Origin of the sequence: Anabaena cylindrica UHCC 0172 (genome assembly GCF_034931625.1) — a bacterium.
GTDB lineage: Bacteria > Cyanobacteriota > Cyanobacteriia > Cyanobacteriales > Nostocaceae > Anabaena > Anabaena cylindrica_A.
Genome location: NZ_JAYGGY010000049.1, coordinates 1 through 19,397, shown reverse-complemented (window position 1 = coordinate 19,397; position 19,397 = coordinate 1). Strand labels below are relative to the sequence as shown.

15 protein-coding genes, 2 tRNA genes and 1 pseudogene are annotated in these 19,397 nt (G+C 39.9%); 7 read left to right on the top strand and 11 right to left on the bottom strand.

Going from position 1 to position 19,397, the window contains the following annotated elements:
* Positions 1–127: 127 nt before the first annotated feature.
* Positions 128–490, bottom strand: a complete 363-nt coding sequence (locus tag VB713_RS12595) for a single-stranded DNA-binding protein (RefSeq protein ID WP_323311871.1) — start codon at positions 488–490, stop codon at positions 128–130.
* A gap of 374 nt (positions 491–864) precedes the next feature.
* Between VB713_RS12595 and VB713_RS12590 the strand changes: the two genes are divergently transcribed.
* From VB713_RS12590 to ribD, 4 genes are all read left to right on the top strand, one after another.
* Positions 865–1,872 (top strand): rod shape-determining protein, encoded by a 1,008-nt coding sequence (locus VB713_RS12590; protein ID WP_323311870.1) that lies wholly within the window; start codon positions 865–867, stop codon positions 1,870–1,872.
* A gap of 93 nt (positions 1,873–1,965) precedes the next feature.
* Positions 1,966–2,751 (top strand): rod shape-determining protein MreC, encoded by a 786-nt coding sequence (gene mreC, locus VB713_RS12585; protein ID WP_323311869.1) that lies wholly within the window; start codon positions 1,966–1,968, stop codon positions 2,749–2,751.
* Between the two features lie 23 nt (positions 2,752–2,774).
* Positions 2,775–3,413, top strand: coding sequence for a rod shape-determining protein MreD (mreD, locus tag VB713_RS12580; protein WP_323311868.1), 639 nt, complete (start codon positions 2,775–2,777; stop codon positions 3,411–3,413).
* Between the two features lie 20 nt (positions 3,414–3,433).
* Entirely contained in the window at positions 3,434–4,561 is a 1,128-nt protein-coding gene (gene ribD, locus VB713_RS12575) for a bifunctional diaminohydroxyphosphoribosylaminopyrimidine deaminase/5-amino-6-(5-phosphoribosylamino)uracil reductase RibD (protein ID WP_323311867.1), read from the top strand.
* Between the two features lie 72 nt (positions 4,562–4,633).
* On the opposite strand, the gene VB713_RS12570 is transcribed toward ribD, so the two are convergent.
* The 3 genes from VB713_RS12570 to VB713_RS12560 all read right to left on the bottom strand — a co-directional run bounded on the left by VB713_RS12570 (position 4,634) and on the right by VB713_RS12560 (position 7,789).
* Entirely contained in the window at positions 4,634–4,852 is a 219-nt protein-coding gene (locus VB713_RS12570) for a hypothetical protein (protein ID WP_323311866.1), read from the bottom strand.
* A gap of 469 nt (positions 4,853–5,321) precedes the next feature.
* A complete protein-coding gene (cydB, locus tag VB713_RS12565; RefSeq protein WP_323311865.1) occupies positions 5,322–6,335 on the bottom strand; it encodes a cytochrome d ubiquinol oxidase subunit II in 1,014 nt (337 codons plus the stop codon).
* Between the two features lie 11 nt (positions 6,336–6,346).
* Positions 6,347–7,789, bottom strand: a complete 1,443-nt coding sequence (locus VB713_RS12560) for a cytochrome ubiquinol oxidase subunit I (RefSeq protein WP_323311864.1) — start codon at positions 7,787–7,789, stop codon at positions 6,347–6,349.
* Positions 7,790–7,964: 175 nt separating this feature from the next.
* Between VB713_RS12560 and VB713_RS12555 the strand changes: the two genes are divergently transcribed.
* Positions 7,965–10,076 (top strand): DNA phosphorothioation-associated putative methyltransferase, encoded by a 2,112-nt coding sequence (locus VB713_RS12555; RefSeq protein ID WP_323311863.1) that lies wholly within the window; start codon positions 7,965–7,967, stop codon positions 10,074–10,076.
* Between the two features lie 43 nt (positions 10,077–10,119).
* On the opposite strand, the gene VB713_RS12550 is transcribed toward VB713_RS12555, so the two are convergent.
* From VB713_RS12550 to VB713_RS12530, 5 genes are all read right to left on the bottom strand, one after another.
* On the bottom strand, positions 10,120–10,695 hold the full coding sequence (locus tag VB713_RS12550; RefSeq protein WP_323311862.1) for a hypothetical protein: 576 nt from the start codon (positions 10,693–10,695) through the stop codon (positions 10,120–10,122).
* A 129-nt stretch (positions 10,696–10,824) separates the two neighbouring features.
* Positions 10,825–11,517, bottom strand: coding sequence for a SprT family zinc-dependent metalloprotease (locus tag VB713_RS12545; protein ID WP_323311861.1), 693 nt, complete (start codon positions 11,515–11,517; stop codon positions 10,825–10,827).
* Between the two features lie 173 nt (positions 11,518–11,690).
* On the bottom strand, positions 11,691–14,675 hold the full coding sequence (locus VB713_RS12540; RefSeq protein ID WP_323311860.1) for an HsdR family type I site-specific deoxyribonuclease: 2,985 nt from the start codon (positions 14,673–14,675) through the stop codon (positions 11,691–11,693).
* A gap of 201 nt (positions 14,676–14,876) precedes the next feature.
* A tRNA-Ala gene (locus VB713_RS12535) sits at positions 14,877–14,949 on the bottom strand.
* 44 nt (positions 14,950–14,993) lie between these two features.
* Positions 14,994–15,743, bottom strand: coding sequence for an HAD family phosphatase (locus tag VB713_RS12530; protein WP_323311859.1), 750 nt, complete (start codon positions 15,741–15,743; stop codon positions 14,994–14,996).
* A 248-nt stretch (positions 15,744–15,991) separates the two neighbouring features.
* Here VB713_RS12530 and VB713_RS12525 point away from each other — a divergent pair, with 248 nt between their 5' ends.
* Both VB713_RS12525 and VB713_RS12520 read left to right on the top strand, forming a co-directional pair.
* Positions 15,992–16,483 (top strand): RtcB family protein, encoded by a 492-nt coding sequence (locus VB713_RS12525; protein ID WP_416242440.1) that lies wholly within the window; start codon positions 15,992–15,994, stop codon positions 16,481–16,483.
* Positions 16,484–16,859: 376 nt separating this feature from the next.
* Positions 16,860–17,579 (top strand): annotated as a pseudogene (locus VB713_RS12520) (RtcB family protein); the annotation flags it as partial.
* Positions 17,580–17,821: 242 nt separating this feature from the next.
* Here VB713_RS12520 and VB713_RS12515 read toward each other — a convergent pair.
* Positions 17,822–17,903, bottom strand: a tRNA-Leu gene (locus VB713_RS12515).
* A gap of 99 nt (positions 17,904–18,002) precedes the next feature.
* Positions 18,003–19,190, bottom strand: a complete 1,188-nt coding sequence (alr, locus tag VB713_RS12510) for an alanine racemase (RefSeq protein ID WP_323311858.1) — start codon at positions 19,188–19,190, stop codon at positions 18,003–18,005.
* Positions 19,191–19,397 lie beyond the last annotated feature (207 nt).

The following is a 19,397-nucleotide window of genomic DNA, read 5'->3' as shown; positions in this document are numbered from 1 at the left end:
TGGTCATTGGTCATTGGTCATTGGTCATTGGTCATTGGTCATTGGTCATTGGTCATTTGGAAGGTTCTAGATTATTCTTCCTCCTGACTCCTGACTCCTGACTCCTGACTCCTGACTCCCGACTAAATTAGAAATTCTCTGGAGACATATCAGCCATACCGCCTTCTCCGTCGCGCTTGGAACCTAGTAACTCTAGTTGCTCTACATTAATAACTGGACTAGAACGGTTGACTCCGGTTTGGCGATCGCTCCAAGAATCAAATTTCAAAGAACCTTTAACCCCGATTAGGCTGCCTTTACGTACATAGTTGCCAGCAACTTCCGCCGTTTTACCCCAAAGTTCTAGATTAAACCAGTCTGGCTTATCATTGTTACGCGATCGGCGATTAACTGCTAGAGTTAACCTGCATTTAACTGTACCAGACTCAAAATACTTCATATCTGGGTCGCCGCCTACACGTCCGACAAGGGTGACAACATTGATGCTCATGGGTGTTACCTTTAAGTACAATCGTACTTATTTATTGTGAATAATATAATAGCTAATTGTAAAATTATTTAAAATATGTTAAGTGTTTAGCAATATGATTAATATCAAACAATGATTCAAAAAATACTTGGCATCATTGCCAAAATTATACGGTTATACTGAGTAACTTTGGAATAGAGAAACTAAGATGCCTGAAACATCCATCAAGATTAACAAAAATTATAGATAAAATATAGTCTAGTGTACTGGAGTCAGGCGGAAAAATATCATCGAATCTAGCACAATTAACTCTCACTGTTGTCATTACAAATTAGCGCAAATAGGGGGCAAAGACACGCGTGGGTCTTTTTAGGAACTTTCGCTCATCATGGGATATGGGTATCGACCTCGGTACAGCCAACACCCTAGTTTATGTATCTGGCAAAGGAATTGTACTCCAAGAGCCTTCAGTGGTTGCCATTGATAAAAATGAAAAAATAGCGCTGGCAGTTGGAGAAGATGCCAAAAAAATGCTCGGACGGACACCAGGTAATGTCATAGCTGTGCGTCCGCTACGTGATGGTGTCATTGCTGATTTTGATACTGCCGAACTGATGCTCAAAAGTTTTATCCAGCGAGTAAATGAGGGCAGATCCCTGATTTTACCCCGGATTGTCATTGGTATTCCCAGCGGAGTGACTGGGGTAGAAAGACGAGCCGTCATGGATGCAGCTACTCAAGCCGGAGCTAGAGAAGTATATTTAATTGATGAGCCTGTAGCAGCAGCAATTGGTGCAGGTTTACCAGTAGCCGAACCCACTGGTAATATGATCATTGATATTGGTGGTGGGACAACAGAAGTAGCTGTCTTAAGTCTTCAAGGTACAGTAATTAGCGAATCTGTACGTATCGCGGGAGATGAATTGACAGAAGCAATTATCCAGTATATGAAGAAAGTTAATAACCTGGTAATTGGAGAACGTACCGCCGAAGATATCAAAATTCGCATTGGTTCTGCCTATCCAACCAGCGATGATGCCGATACTATCATGGAAGTCCGGGGATTGCACTTGCTTTCTGGTTTACCCAGAACTGTGACTGTCAAGGGCGGAGAAATTCGTGAAAGTATGCTGGAACCGTTATCAGTAATTATAGAAGCAGTGAAGCGGACACTAGAACGCACACCCCCAGAACTAGCAGCAGATATCATTGATCGAGGAATCATGTTAGCAGGAGGTGGCGCATTACTAAAAGGTTTAGATACCCTAATTAGTCATGAAACGGGCATTGTCACACACATTGCAGCCGATCCTCTCAGTTGTGTTGTCCTGGGGACAGGTCGTGTTTTAGAAAACTTCAAGCAGTTAGAACGAGTCTTTAGTGGTCGTTCTCGCAATATGTAGATAACCAAAAGCGTAAACAAGATGATGGATTCTGTATCTACTAAAATATGGCATCCATTATTTCAACAATTTACAGAATATATATAGGTATCAATGTTTACTGTACGCCGTTGGTGGGAACATAAGGGATTACAAATAGGTTTGTTAGCTCTAGTCGTTAGTAGTGCTTGGACACTGCGACAGACACAGGGGACGCTAGTGATGGAAATATATCAAGGGATTACCAGTCCCTTACAAAATTTGCGTCCAGGGATAAGTCCTACAGAACGCATTCGTGATGCGCGACTATTAGCGTTACAGACGCGCATAGTCGATCTAGAGAGTCAAAATCAAAAACTACAAAGTTTATTGGGTTACATAGGAAAAGAACCACTTTCCGTACACCCAATTATATCTAGGGTAGTCGGACGCAGTGCAGATCATTGGTGGCAACAGGTAACTCTAAATAGTGGCACAAACGCTGGTATTCAGGAAGGTTTTATTGTTAAGGCCGATGGTGGCTTAGTGGGTTTAGTCGAAAGTGTTACTCCTAACACTAGTCGTGTATTGTTAGTTAGCGATTTGAAAAGTCAAGTGGGTGTCACTATTAGCCGTACATCTGCCAAGGGAATTGTGCGGGGTGATTCTTCAGCTGAAGGAGTGCTAGAGTTTTATGAAAAAGTTCCTAATGTTAAGGTAGGCGACTTAGTTTCAACTTCTACTTATAGTCAGAAATTTCCGGCTGGCTTACCAGTAGGAAGAATAAAGTCTCTAGATTTAAAGAAACTGCCCGCATCAGTGGCTAAAGTTGAGCTATTCCCACCAATTCGTTATTTGGATTGGGTAACTGTATATCCTAAACCAGAAAACCTAGATCCGGAAAAACAAAAATCTGATTAGATTCCTGAAAATTTCGCAAAACAATGAAAATTCCTGGATTTCCTGGCAGCAAAAATAAAATAGCAACAAGGCCAGATCGAAAATCCAAATCCTTAATTCCTCGATTGACAAGTTGGCATCCTTGGTTACGTCAACTGCTGGATTGGACAGTAACATCAGGATCTGTGCTGTTATGTTTACTAATGTTGCCAACCCGATTGCCAGGTATGGAATTATTGGGTATTGGGCCTAACTGGTTACTAATTTGGGTGGTAGCTTGGAGTGTGAAACGCTCTGTGTTTGAGGGTGCATTGGCGGGTATTGTTCTCGGTCTACTGCAAGATGCTATGACATCACCTCATCCTACCCATGCTATTAGCTTGGGAATAGTAGGAATGCTAACTGGCCTGATTCAGAAGCAGCGTTTTATTCAAGAAGACTTCATTTCTATTGCTTTGATCGTCTTTGGGATGGCGGTGGTGGCAGATACTATTTTTGCTCTGCAATTATCTATATTGGGTGGTAGCTGCGGTGAACAATGCCTCCGCAAAGTTGAAGATATCTGGACATATTATCAGCGTGTTGCTTTAGCTTCTGCTATTCTCAGTAGCCTGTGGGCTCCTGTAGTTTACTATCCCTTAAATCGCTGGTGGCAACAGATGAAATTGATTAATAATTCGTAATTTGTAGGTAAAAAATAGGGATGTTAACCCCAGTAACAGTTTCCTCAAATATGGTAGGTAGTGAATTTGACTCCCTGATGATGCAACGGTGTTTGGAACTAGCCCGGCGTGCTTTGGGACGCACTTCACCAAATCCATTAGTGGGGGCAGTGATTGTTAAAAATGGGGAGATTGTCGGAGAAGGGTTTCATCCCTGTGCTGGTGAACCTCATGCTGAGGTTTTTGCCCTCAGAGCAGCAGGAAATAAAGCACATGGAGCTACTATCTATGTCAGCTTGGAACCTTGTAACCACTACGGACGCACTCCACCTTGTTCTGAAGGGTTGATAGCGGCTGGTGTCTCTAAGGTAGTGGTGGGTATGGTTGATCCTAACCCTTTAGTAGCTGGAGGTGGTATTGCTCGTTTGCGTGCAGCGGGCATAGAAGTGCTAGTAGGGGTAGAAGAAGCTGCTTGTCGTCAATTAAATGAAGGTTTTATTGATCGTATTCTTCATAAACGACCTTTAGGAATTTTGAAATATGCTATGACTTTAGATGGCAAAATTGCTACTAGTTCCGGTCATAGTGCTTGGATAACCAATCAAGATGCTCGGAATGAAGTACATCAATTGCGGGCGGCTTGTGATGCGGTAATTGTCGGTGGTAATACAGTTAGACAGGATAATCCTTACTTAACTAGCCATCAGCAGGGAAGAAATAATCCTCTGCGAGTGGTAATGAGTCGTAGTCTTAATTTGCCAGAAAATGCTCGTCTGTGGGAAGTTGCGGAGGCTCCAACTGTGGTGCTGACTGAAGTGGGTAGTTCACCCGATTTTCACAAGCTGTTGCTCAAAAAAGGGGTGGAAGTGTTGGAGTTTCCATCATTGACACCTGAGAAGGTAATGATTTATTTATATGAGCGTGGTTTTTGTAGCGTGCTTTGGGAATGTGGTGGTACTTTAGCAGCAAGTGCGATCGCACAAGGGGCAGTTCAAAAAATCTTGGCTTTTATCGCCCCCAAAATCATTGGTGGTAGTCATGCTCCCACACCTGTAGGTGACTTAGGTTTTACCACCATGACTGAGGCTTTATCTTTAGAACGTGTTCATTGGCGTGTGGTCGGTTCTGACTGTTTAGTAGAAGGTTATTTGCCACAAAAAAGTCAATAGTCATTGGTCATTGGTCATTGGTCATTGGTCATTGGTCATTGGGTACTTTCTTCCCTGTCACCTGTCACCTATTCACGATTGCTGACGTTCATAAGCAAGATCACGGATTAGACTTAATCGAGAGCGGATGTAGTCACAGAGAAAATCGGTTTCATGAGGATCTAACAAGGCTTGATTTGTAGTTTGTTTAACTAACCACTGCACCAAGCTGGCATCGTCAAGCTGCAAAAGAATCCCTGTTTGGGCGGCTTCAACTATAGACCAAAGCTGACGCATAATCGTAGGAGTCATTAGACCTCTATTAACTTATTAGCTTAGTTGTTTTCAGATTACACAATTTTGATCTTAGTTGACGTAATAAATCCACAATGAGACAAGTATTATCAAAAACTTAATAAATAGACTTATATCTTGATAAAGATTAAGAATTGGTAACGTTCAAAAAAATTTACTTACGTAGGGTTTGCTGAATAAGTACCCAAATCGAACCTAGATGCCACACAGTGGGAAAAATGGTGGTTTGGGAGATTGGTTTTCAAATTCACCCCTTGATTTTCCATAGAAATGCAAGGATTTTGAGGCTCTAAATGCCATAGCCTTGCACTTTTTTATTCTCAAAACCCTTATTGAGAAGCGATTCTAGCTTTACTCAGCAAGCCCTACGTAGAGTTTGCTGAAAGAGTTTTTTAAGCTCTAAGTAACTTTTAATTTCACCCAGCGGCATTCCACACGCAGAAAAGAAGGCAAGAGTTCCCAGCCTCTAATCCTCGTAAACACTTCCAACTACTTTGCCCCGGAATACCACATACTGATAAATATTATAGAACAACATGATCGGAATTAAGAAGCCAACAAAAATGATCATGAAAACTAATGCACTGGGGGCAGCTGCTGCTTGATAGATGGTGATTTGGGTGGGAATGATATATGGAAATACAATCATCCCCAAACCGATAAAGGTGAGCAGAAAAATGAGAATTGTCCAGATAAACGGGGTTCGTTCTTCCTCACGATTGAGACTCCGCAGCAGTAGCCAAACTAGAAGAATACCAAATAAGGGAATTGCTGCAAAGATATAAAGCAGAGGTGGAGTGAATAGGCGGGTGCGTGCTGTTTCGTAGAATACAGGCGTAACAATAGTAATTAAAATTGCACCGATTAAAGTTGTTACTGCGGCGATTTTGGCAGTGCGAAAATGAGTTTTTTGAAGTTTTCCTTCAGTTTTCAAAATTAGATAGGTAGAACCTATCAAAACATAGCCCTGAATAAGGGTGAGGGCAACAAGGAGTGATCGCCAATCTAGCCAATCCCAGGTTGAACCAATGAAGTGGCCGGCTTGATCTACTGTAATACCTTTAATGACGCTGCCAAGGGCAAAGCCTTGTCCTAATGCTGCCAGAAAACTGCCGACACCAAAGGCAAAATTCCAAAATAATTTGCTATTGGAATGTTCCCGAAATTCAAAGGAAACTGCCCGAAAAATCAACCCAAATATCATGATGAAAATGGGGATATAAAGAGCGCTCAGAATTGTTCCATAGGCTAGGGGAAAAGCACCAAACAACCCTCCACCCATAACGACTAACCAAGTTTCGTTGGCATCCCAAACATTGCCCAGACTAGTCATTAAAATGCTCCGTCTTTCCTCATCAGAGCTTGTTAGGGAAAGAATACCCACACCCAAATCAAACCCATCTAACAAAACATACAGAAACAAAAATAGCCCCAGAATGACGAACCAGACTTCGGGAAGAAAGTGTAATAACGCTTCCATGTATTCTCCTATTACCGTTGAATTTCTACCGGACGTTGATCTGGGATCAATTCTGCTGGTGTTGAATTAACTGCGGGTTGGTTGTCCAATCCTGGTACGGGCAGCTCTAAGTTGGGGCCTTTACGGATTATTCGACTGCCGAAATACAGGGTTGATATAAACAGAATGCTGTAAATGACGGCGAAGATGGTCAAAGATGTGAGAACGTTACTAGCGGGAATATGGGATGCTGCATCTGCTGTGCGAATCTTCCCGTATAGTGTCCAAGGTTGTCTTCCCACACAGCGGACAATCCAACCGGATTCAACTGCTATGTAGCCTAGTGGCGCGGCAAAAATCCAGGCACGCATTAGCCATTTTTGTTGAGTAATCTGCTCTGGAGAGAGTTTACCTAGTAGCCATTGTAAGGCTGTCCACAACATTAATCCCACAAAAAAGAAGCCGATACCGCTCATGATGCGGAAGGAATAATAAATTAATCCAACCATCTTGGGACGATTTTCTGGTTTCCATTCCTTGAGTCCAAGGACGGGTTCAGAGAGATCCTTTTTGAATTCTAAAATGTATCCCAGCCCCTTAGGAATGGTGATTTCCCATTTATTTCTTTGCCCCTTTTCATCGGGTAATGCTAACAAACTCCAATCGGCTGGTTTTCCTGCGGGTGATGTTTCCCACTTGGCTTCCATTGCTGCTAGTTTTGTGGGCTGGTAATGATAGACTTGTTCGGCGCTTAAATGACCAATGTAGACTTGGATGGGAGTAACTGCGATCGCAGCTGCAAGAACTATTTTTAATGACTTGGCAAAAAAGGCTTGATTTCGTTCTTTCAATATATACCAAGCACTGATGCCACCAATTACAAACAGAGAGGTTTCTAGCGTGGCAAAGAACATATGCAAAACGCTTTTCACCATGAAGGGATTCAAAATCGCTTGAAAATAATCGCTGACAATGAATTTACCATTTACCATATCCCCACCTGATGGTGTTTGTAACCAAGAGTTGGCGACCAAAATCCAGAAGGTAGACAAGTTGGCACCGAAGGCAACCATAATGGTGGCTAGGTAGTGAATTACTGGATGAACACGCCCCCAGCCAAAGAGCATGATCCCCAAAAATCCGGCTTCTAACATGAAAGCCATCGCACCTTCAAAACCGAGAATACTGCCAAAAAAATCACCCACAGCTTCAGAAAAAGGTGCCCAGTTTGTACCAAATTGAAACTCCATCGGTAGTCCTGATGCGACACCAATACCAAAGTTGAGGACGTAAAGCTTAGACCAGAAGCGGGCATGATGGTAGTAGTCTGGGTTACGGGTTTTTAGCCACAGCCCTTCAACAATAACTAGATAAATTCCCATTCCTGTGGTTAGGACTGGCCAAAGCATATGGAAAATGGCAGTTAAGGCAAACTGCATCCGTGATAACACAACGGTATCTGACAAAAAATCCATGCCTGTCTCCGTAAGTTAATTGAACGCCAAAGTTACTAGTGTCTTCTAAAAAAACTTGCTATGGTCAATTTACAGAGGAAATTTTAAGATTGATAAATAACGTGGAGGAAACATTAAGATGGCAATAGGCTGTTTAGCGTTCTTGCTGGCAGCAATTTTCTAATAATTAAATGCAATGGTTAAGTCTGAAAACAACTGGAACACGCTTGAGGAAACTAGCTCAACTCCAGAGCAGATTTCACTAAATACAATCGCAGATTGTTGCTATAATAGCCAATTCGGTAAACTTTTACCTGATGCTTTTTACATCCATATTTTGGCACTGTATAGCCTTGATACACAACTTCAGGAGTATGAAAGCCGCGCTCGCCGTGCTGCACCTCAATTAGAGAAAGCAACACTAGTTAAATTTAGCACTACTAAACCGAAAATTTCCTACTTATTTTATCCTGATTTTGATACTGACCCCCATCCCGCTTTGCAAGCCAGTATTCAAGTTGATGTCGAAACTCTCATCGTTGGCTTTCGAGATTATGGAGATACAGAAAATCCTCCTATTCTGCATCGCAAAGAAACCTTCGTTACTCCTGACTATCCCCATTATCATGAATTTGCCGCCTTAACACGCGCTCAAGAAGCTTTAGGTTTACTAGATAACACCAGAGGTATTGGGACAAAGTTGGGTTGGGAAAAGCGGTTACAAGCCTATGGTGTAGAAATACAGGGGCATAGCTTGATTCAAAAGCCAATAAGTACTGTTACAGCACCATTTATTCCCAAAATAGAACGACATAAAGCGGCTATTGTTCGCCATGATTTATCCCGTCCTGTGCGTTTAGCGATTGAATCTGGCTTATTTACCCCAGAAACGACCTTTTTTGATTATGGTTGTGGACATGGTGGAGATGTAAAGCGTATCGCTGAAGAAGGTTACATTAGTTGTGGCTGGGACCCTTATTACTCACCTGATACTCCTCGCACACCTGCGGGTATTGTTAACATTGGCTTTGTCATTAATGTGATTGAAGACCAAGGTGAACGAAGGGAAGCCTTGATTAAAGCCTGGGAATTAGCTCAGAATGTGCTGTTAGTGTCTGCTCAAGTTTTGATTGCTGACAGCAAAAGAGGTGTAGTCGCTTATGGTGATGGCATCATTACTAACCGCAACACATTTCAGAAATATTATGAACAAGAAGAATTAAAAGTTTACATTGACCAAGTGTTAGGAGTTGATGCAATTCCTGTGGCTTTGGGCGTTTACTTTGTGTTTCGAGATGAAGGGGAAGCGGAGTTATTTCGGGCTTCTCGTTTTCGTTCTCGCGCTACTACTCCTAGGGTTAGGGCTTGTGTTAAACGGTTTGAAGAATATCAGGAACTTTTAACACCGCTGATGGCTTTTATTACCGAACGGGGAAGACTGCCCAGCAAGGGTGAATTGGCGCAAGAAGGGGAAATTTGTACAGAATTTGGGAGTTTACGACGAGCCTTTCATGTAATTATACAGGCTACTGACTCTGACGAGTGGGAAGCGATCGCAGATAAACGCCGTCAAGACTTGATGGTTTACTTAGCATTGTGTAAATTTAGCCGTCGTCCCAAACTAGGACAATTAACACCAGCAGTACAAGAAGATATACTTGGTTTATTTAGTAGTTATAAACAAGCTTGTCTAGATGCAGACCAAATGCTACGCAGCTTGGGAAATACAGAATTAATTATCAAACGTTGTCAAGAGAGTAAGATCGGTAAAAAATTACCTAATTCTCTTTGGGTTCATATTTCTGCATTACAAGCCCTTGACCCTTTATTACGACTTTATGAAGGTTGTGCTAGTCGTACTATTGGGAGATTAGAAGCTGCAAATGTGATTAAATTTCATCTCAAAACACCTAAAATTTCCTATTTGTTTTATCCTGATTTTGATATCAATCCCCATCCGGAATTATACAGAGGAATGGAAATTGATTTGCGGGATTTACAAGTTACTTATCGAGAATATGATATTGATGATGACCCACCAATATTACATCAAATAGATTCTTTAGTGACTCCTGACTATCCCCAGTATGAAAAATTTGCTAAGTTAACTCGTCAAGAAGAAGATTGGGGTTTGTTGGAAAATTGGCGCAGTATTAGTCATATTTCTGGGTGGAATAAATGTTTAGAAGACCACTGTGCAATACTTAAAGGTTATAAATTATATTGGCGAAAAGATGCTGATGCATATAAAGTAAAAGTGTTACAGTCTGCCATGAGAAGTCGTAAAAATAAAAGATGTAATTCGTAACTACTAATAGATTTTAGAAATGCTAAATCCCTACAAATGACAATTATGTTTTGGCTAAATTAACCCAATGTTCAATTCCTTTTTTTGTAGGTTGACCAAGATTACCAAATGTCCAAATATCTCTTTTGTGCTGAAGTCCATAACTAATATGAATTGGTCTTTCGCTACTGTAAAAATAGAGAGAATCAAAAGGTAATTTAGTTTGTAAAATCCATTCTACAAGGGATTCACTAGGTAAATCTGCAATTATAAAATCACAAGCAGCACCCAATCTTTCACAATAGTATTTAGCATTTTTATTAATTTCATAACTCATGTGTTGATCTAAATTTGGTGCAACACGACCATTCTTTTGACCTGTTACTGGGTCTTTTTTTTCAAGATACTTTTTTAAATCTGGTGAACAAAATCCATAGGTAAGATGAAAATTGGCTATTCCAAAATTGTCTATAATTGGGTCGATGATATATTTATTTAAATCTTGTAATGCAGGGATTACTTCTTTGATGTTTTGAGGAAACGGGTTGATGTGTTCGGCATATTTATCATATGTCTGGGTGCAGGTACAAAATTCTAATAGGGTGAGATATTTACCTAGTTTTAATTCTCTAATATTCATATATCAGTTAACTAATTATATGTAGTTTTAATAAATTAATATTTTCGATAATTTTATTGCTGAAACTATTGTTGAGCAGAATTGTCAGGGTTTTTAAATACTTGTATCTGTTATCGTTAATTTTAACGTCTAACGGTTCAACTCATCCTTATAAAATTGCCAATTGGGCAGAAATTTATTCATTAAAGCCACAAATCGCTCTCCATGATTGCGCTCTAGGAGATGCACCATTTCATGAACTACAACATATTCTAAGCAGTGGGGGTGTTTTTTGGCTAGTTCCAGATTTAGCCAAATGCGTTTGGCTTCTATATTGCAAGTACCCCATTTGGTTTTCATCAGCTTCACTCCCCAGTCATTCACATTAACGCTCATGCTGGGTTCCCACTTGGCGATTAATGGGGGAATATTCTGTTTTAACTGCTGTCTATACCAGGACATCATTACTTGTTGTCGTTGTGCTTCATTACTTCCTGCTTTTACATAAAGGTCTATATGGGTATTATTGCTAATTTCTACTTTAGGATTAACATGAGAATAGATAACATTTAATAAATAGGATTTACCTTGAAAATAATGACTTTCTCCAGACACAAATTCTCTTGGTGACTCGCGTTCTTGGGCTTGAAAATTAGTTTGATGTTTTTTAATCCAGGCTAATTTGGAAATAGCAAATAAACGGACAGATTCATCATCAATATGTAACGGTGTGGCAATACGTACTCTACCATCTGGGGGGTAAACTCCTAAGTGTAGGTTTTTAATATCTTTTCTGGCAATGTCTATAATTAATTCACCGACTGTTATTTGATAGGTTTTCATAGTGATTTTTATGGCTCTACCGTTTCCTTTATGTAAAACAACATTTATTGTAGGTTGGGTTGACGCAAGGAAACCCAACAACTCTTACTATCTTACCGCCAATGTTGGGTTATGCCTTCGGCACGCTACGCGAACACTTCGTTCTACCCAACCTACAGTTTTTATAAATTATTTTAATACTCGCTTTGGCTTTTAACAATTTCAAAAATTCGCTCTAAATCTGCCGATGAATCTAGATGTTTTTTAATAGCAATTTTTACTTCTTTCTCTTTTGTTCTGTTTCCCCGCCATCCATCTTTTTTGGTTTTGCGAATTATATCATCTATCGCTAGAGCTAATACTTCATTTTGATTGAGGTTTTCATATAATGCCCTTTTAGCAGGAGTGTCCAACGATTGAGGATATTGTGATGAGTTACTAGGTTGAACAACTTGTTTACTTAACTCAACAATTTGCTGCAAATAGGCTTTATAATCGTCGGCTGCGGCGTTGCGGGCTTGAATTAATTCATCCAGCAAGATGGACATTTTATCAAAATATTTGGGGTTGGTGGGTTGCTGCTCAATAATCAGTTTGCGGAGGTTGTTTTCAATGGTTTCTGCTACGGCTTTGGGGTTTTTCTTGATGCTTCTGGGTAATGCATCAACTGCATTTGTACCACGTTCAACAATTAACTGAATTAGTGTCATGTCGTCAAAGTTGGAAATAATTTCGCTTTCTTCTGCACCGATATAACTATCAATTAAGTGACGCATGGCAGGTTCATAAGTTTTCAAATCAATATAATCGCCACTGGCTAATTTTACTTCGGCGCGTACTTGTTCATAATGTTTAACTTCTTGTTTAATAATTGCGATTTCTGCGAGGGTATATCCGGCTTCTTCCATATCATTGGCAAGATTAGCATAAGCCCGGATTAGTGCGGCGACACTTTTATAAAGAGTTATTCGTTTTGGTTCGTTACTTTTTAAATCTTCGGCGTTTGTAGTGTCACCACAGAAATAGCGAATATAGGCGGGTGTGTCTTGGGGAGGTTCTACCAATTCGCACAAAATTTTAATAATTTCTCTGGCGTTTTCCAGATTTTCTCTACCTTTTTCGAGTCTGTCTTTTAATAACCCGACAATATCATTGACATCATAATCTGCAAAGGCTTCTGAAGTATAATCATTAACGGATTTTTCTAAACTTTTAAATAAGTCCTTATAGTCAATAATATAACCATATTCTTTGTCTTCACTGTCTAAACGGTTGACGCGACAAACTGCTTGAAATAATCCATGATCTCGCATGGTTTTATCAATGTAGAGATAGGTAGCAGCAGGAGCATCAAAACCTGTGAGGAGTTTATCTACTACTATCAGCAGCTTCATTTGAGCAGGTGATTTAATAAAGTCATGTTTGACATCTTTCTCAAATTGCTGTGGGGTTTTGCCATTAAGCATTTTTTGATAAATTTCATATTGTTGAATTTTTTCGGTATATTCATCTTCTCCTGTACTTTCCCCTTTGATACTTTGCAGTGAAGCATCATAAGAGGTGATAATGGCGCATTTTGTCAAGCCTTCAGCTTGGAATAATTCATAATATTTACAAGCTTCGTAAATGCTGCCAGCTACGAGGATGGCATTACCCCGTCCGCTTTGTAATCGGTCTTTAGTGCCAAAGTCAAATAAGATATCATTGACAATCTGACTAATGCGTGACTTTGAACTGAGGAGTTTTTGCATAGTTCCCCAGCGTTTTTTGAGTTCGGTTTTAGCGTCTTCAGTTAAATTTCTAGTTTTGGCTGCAAACCATTTGTCAATTTTGGTTTGTGAGGTAATGTACTGCTCGACATTGCGAGCTTCATAACGCAAATCTAAGACTACTTGATCGGTTACGGCTTCGTCAAATTTGTAATAGTGAATGTAATTACCAAAAATCTCGTTACTATTTTGTTTGTCTTTTTTGAGTAAAAGTGTACCTGTAAAACCGATGAATAAAGCATTGGGTAAAATTTTCTTCATGGCTTTGTGTAAATCACCAGATTGGGTGCGGTGACATTCATCAACAAAGACGTAAATATCGCCCTTAGCTTGAAAATTTTGGGGTAAATTGCTTTTAAGTTCGGCAATGTAGTTATCGTAATCGGCTTGATTTTTTTCTTTTTTAGTATCTTTTCTGCCAAATTTATGGATTAAGGAACAGAGTAACCAAGGGGTAGTTTTATTTAATTGGTTAATTAAGTCTCTCCCGCTTTTGGTGCGATAAATGTTTTCGTTGACTCCGAAAAAAACGTTTTCAATTTGCTCGTCGAGTTCATCTCTGTCAGTAATAATTAAGACGCGAGCATTAGGGTTATATTCTCGAATCCATTTGGTCAGCCAAACCATTGTTAAGCTTTTACCACTGCCTTGAGTATGCCAAATAATACCCCCTTCCCGGCGCTGGAGGTAAGTTTGGGCGGCTTTAACTCCAAAATATTGGTTATGGTTCATCCGGGCTAAGGCGCGGGTGGCGTTGTCCATCTCCTGCCCGTAGATGCTTATTTTTACAGCCGCCTCATCTGCCGCTTTTAGCAACAGAGAACCACTACCACAGGTAGGATCATATATGGTATCGTCTGAGCTTTTGGCTAAATTAATACTTATAACTTGAGAAATGACACGAGAAACTTCCGCAGGTGTATAAAATTGTCCTTTGCTTTTACCCGATTGGGTGGCAAAATTACGCATCAGATACTCATAGGCATCACCTAAAATATCATCACCGTCAGCGCGGTTTTTACTAAAATTCAAAGCAGGTGTTTCAAAAATTGCCACCAAGTTAGAAAGCCGATCCTGCATTTCCTTACCTCTGCCCAGTTTATCGGCATCATTGAAATCAGCGACATCAATCACACCCTTTAAATCATTAGCTTCAGCTAAATTGGCGATAATTTTGTTGATACCATCCCCGATATTTTTCTGTCCTTTGAGGGCGACAATATCCCGAAAGCCTCCACCTTCAGGCACTTCAATCAGGGCATCTGCAACATCCGCATATTTATCAGATACATATTTAACAAATAATAAAACCAATACATAATCTTTATACTGGGAGGCATCCATACCCCCACGCAATTCATCACAGCTTTTCCATAACGAACTATAAAGTTCACTTTTTTTAATTGCCATTTTGTGTCGCCTTCAAAAGATCCCCCTAATCAACTTTGCCAGATGGATTTGAGAACATCTGACAGTTTGCTTGCATATCTTACAAATAATCAACGACATCGAGCGCAAAAAGACTTTGCTCATGTAGTGGCTAAGGATATATACTATAATAAGAATCCTCAAATTGTCCTAAAAAGTGACAACAATTATTTAATGTACAAATGGAGAATAGGAGACTCGAACCCCTGACCTCTGCGGTGCGATCGCAGCACTCTACCAACTGAGCTAATTCCCCTTGCTAGTCTCAAGCTACTAAACTCTTGACAGCCGGACTATATTCTAACACTCAGGCAGGATAGTTTTCACATCTTTTTGCAAAAAAACTTCCTGTATCCGTTCTAATTCCAAATCAGTTAGATAATCTACAGTCCAGTTAGCTTGACGCTGAAGCATATGGAAGGGATAGGTATTAGCAACTCCCACAACTTGCATCTGAGCGCGTTTTGCTGCTTGAATGCCCGCAGGAGTATCTTCAATTGCTAAACATTCCTGGGGTTGCAAATTCAAATCTGGATAAGCTTGGTTAAGTTTTTCTACCGCTAATAAATAACCTTCTGGTTGGGGTTTACTCGTAGCGATGTCATCCCCTGTGACAATAATCTGAAAATATTCAGTCAGTTTGGCACGTTCTAGCACCAATTGTATCTCTTGGAGAAGAGAGTCACTTACTAACCCTAGTTTAATATTGTGCGATCGCACCTGAAAAATTAAATCATCTACTCCAGCATACAAAGGCAATTTTTCTAGCTTCTCCAATTCCAACACATAAGCTTGCGCTTTGCGGTTGAGCAAATCATTTAAATACTCTTCTGTAACTACCCTACCTCGATTTTTCAGCAAGTCTTGAAAATAAGCACGATAGCTTTGCTTACCACAAGCATCACTTCGTCCAAGAGAAGCTTGACGTTCATTTACCCGCTGTGGTTGAAGATTCTCCTGAATCAGAATTTCATCAATCAATTGTAGGTGAATTGGCTCATCCTTAATAATCACACCATTAAAATCAAACAAAACTGCCTTTAAACTCATGCCACTATGCCAAACCTGGGGAAGCAATATCCTGCAAATTATTATTATCTATTTTGGTGTTTGTTAATGTCAGCAATAGGTTGACAAACACATTACCAATATATTACATTTGTAGTACATAACTATGAAGACCATTAAATTCCATGTCTACATCTATACTAGTAATATAGACTGTTATGTTTACAATTCCTCAAATAGTCTATCTATGAATTTTCCTAATTCCAAATATCAAATTACCAATTCAAATTATGCCCTACGAACAATTAGGAATTAACACTCCATCACCCGTTTTATCTTGGGCAAATCATCAATTAGGCTCAGATGAAATCAAGATGGCAAAAAATGTAGCATCATTGCCATTTGTGTTTAAACACGTTGCTTTAATGCCAGATGTTCACTTAGGAAAAGGAGCCTTAGTCGGTTCAGTCATTGCCACTAAAGAAACCATTATTCCTGCTGCTGTGGGCGTAGATTTGGGTTGTGGTATGAGTGCCATTAAAACACAATTCACAGGTGAACAACTAGAAGGCAAACTCAAGAAAATTCGCCTAGATATTGAAGCCGCAATTCCTACAGGATTTAATGAAAACAAGGATGTAGAAAAATCAGCATCCAACTGGCAACGCTGGCGCGATTTTAAAGACTTGCATCGTGGTGTGCAAGACTTAGAAAGTAAAGCGATGAAACAAATGGGTTCTCTTGGTGGGGGTGAAAGATTGCCCCATCTTACAGTAATGTAAGATTAAAAACTCGTCCAAATCGGTGAAAGCTGAGATTGCTAATACCGAGGGAAGCGTTAAAACGCCCCGTAGAGAGTAGAGGGACTTGGGCATCCTAATTTATTAATTTATTAGGATGAAGGTGTACTCCGAACTATACCGAACTTGAAGGTATAGAATCAAGCAGAAATGACTTGATCGATTGCTACTTTTATTTATGATATTGTGGAATTATGGAAACCACTAATATCACACTCAGTAACCCAGATTATGCCTACTTATTCGGCATTACCCATTCAATTGAGTGTGCAATGGAAGTCTTAAGTAGAAGTCGAAACAGTGTTGAACTTAGACTGTGGAGACTTAATAAGCTTAACCAGCAATTAGTAACAAATTGAATCACTTTATTGAAGTTTGTCTCGATACAGAAAACCAAGTTTGGTTAATGTTGCATTCCGGTTCTCGCAATATTGGCAATAAACTCGCACAATGCCATATTAATACAGCCAAAGAATTAGCAAAAATGGCTGGTGAGAAATTACCTGATCCTGATTTAGCTTACTTTGTGGCTGGTACACCAGAATTCAAGGCATACTGGAAAGACTTACAATGGGCGCAAAATTACGCACATTTTAACCGTGATGTGATGATGGCGCGATTTAAAAAAATCATCGAAAAACATCTAGTAGGAGGAAAAGTTACTAAACCTTTATTAGAAGTAAATTGTCATCATAACTACGCCGAAAAAGAAGTACATTTTGGAGAAGATGTATATGTAACTCGCAAAGGTGCAGTCCGCGCTCAAACAGAAGATTATGGAATTATCCCTGGTTCAATGGGAGCAAAATCTTTCATTGTTAAAGGTAAAGGTAATGCTCATAGTTTCTGTTCTTGCTCACATGGTGCTGGGCGGTTAATGTCTAGAAGCAAAGCTAAAAAAGTCTATAGTCTTGATGATTTAATTGAGCAAACTCAAGGTGTAGAATGCCGCAAGGATGCAGGGGTAATTGATGAAATTCCTGGTGCTTATAAACCCATTGAGCAGGTAATGGAAAACCAAGCAGATTTAGTGGAAGTTGTGGCCACACTTAAACAAGTTATGTGTGTCAAAGGTTAAAATAGGGTGGGCATTGCCCACTTTTATTTTGATTTAAAACCCCCAAAAATAATGATTGTTATTAGTGAAGTAATAGAACAAATAGAACAATCTTCTAGTGCTAAAGAAAATAGATTGGTAGTGGTAAATATGTAGTGATAATAAAATTAGTGTAATTAAAATTTCAACGGCTACAAATGAATAATTTGAGTTAGAAAATATAAGATTTCACTACATATTTACCACTACCAAATTTTGATAAGTGCGGATAAAAGGACTTGAACCTTCACTCCTTTCGGAACTAGAACCTAAATCTAGCGCGTCTGCCAATTTCGCCATATCCGCATTAGTAACCAATAATAGCATAACAAATTATGGATGGCAAGAGGTAATTGGGAATTGGTGATTAGTAAAACTCTGATCCAGTTCCCAGTTCCCAATCCCTTACATCACAGCTACACGGGGTAGACGATGCTTGAAGCCGCAGAGAATTTCCCAAGAAATGGTATTTAATTGATTAGCCCAATCATCGGCTGTGATTTGTTCTGTTCCCTGTTCTCCTAGTAGGGTAACTATTTCACCTTCTTGGACATCGGGTATAGAACTGACATCTAACATGATTTGATCCATTGTAATCGTGCCTACCTGTGGTATTCTCTGACCACGAATTAATACTTGCATTTGGTTGGAAAGACTGCGAGGAACTCCATCTGCATAACCAATACCAACAACAGCAAGACGCATTTCCCTCGGTGCGATAAACTGATGACCATAGCTAACACCAGTTCCAGGAGCTATGGTTTTAACATGAGTGACACGTGCTTTGAGTTGTAAAACGGGTTGTAGTTGAATTTTGTCTTTTAAATGGGGTGCAGGGTAGAGTCCGTAAATTGCTAAACCTGCACGCACCATGTCATAGTGTAAGCTTGAATTGGCTAGGGTAGCGGCTGAATTGGCTAAATGCAAGCTGGGAATTTTGATGCCTCTGGTTTTGATTTTGGTTATTGCTTCCTCAAATCTTCTATGCTGTTCTTGCATGACTGTGGCATCAGGACTATCGGCTGTTGCTAAGTGAGAATAAATACTAGCAATATCAAGGTGAGGTAATCCTTGTACTAGCTGCACAAAATCAGCGGCTTCTTGCCAATTTGTGCCTAACCGTGACATTCCTGTATCTAATTTGATGTGTACAGGTATGGAAGAATTATAATTAATTGCTTCGAGTGTATTAGAAAATATTAAAGCTTGCTTAGGGTTGCATAGTGTCGGTTGAAGTTTCCAATGAGCGATCGCCTGAATTTGTTCTGGTGTATGCGTTGCTCCTAAAATTAAAATCGGAGCTTTAATCCCACCTTCCCGTAATTGAATCCCTTCGGGAACTGTAGCTACTCCCAACCAACTCGCACCCGCTTCTAAAACTGTTTTAGCAACTGTCACCGCTCCATGTCCATAGGCATCAGCTTTGACAACCGCCATCAACTGGGTAGGTGGTGATAAAAATCTCACCAAATGCTTAACATTATCAGACAACGCCCCTAAATCAATTTCTACCCAAGCACGTTGAGAAAACCAAGCGTAGGTATCACGCTCCTGATTATCAGCAAAACTAGGGGTTTGCTTACGACTTAACATTGTACTTCACTCCTCTCACACCACTGCAAAGCTTTCAGACTATCTGACGATTCTGGTTTGCTACCCTCAAAGCCATATCAATTTAATCAGGAAAGTTTACCTTTTATCCGGGAGTTTGTACAAGATGCTGAGTCCCATACCCTAAACATCTAGTGATATACTGCAAACGGGTGAAATTTGGACTTATGTCATACTGAGCGTAACGTA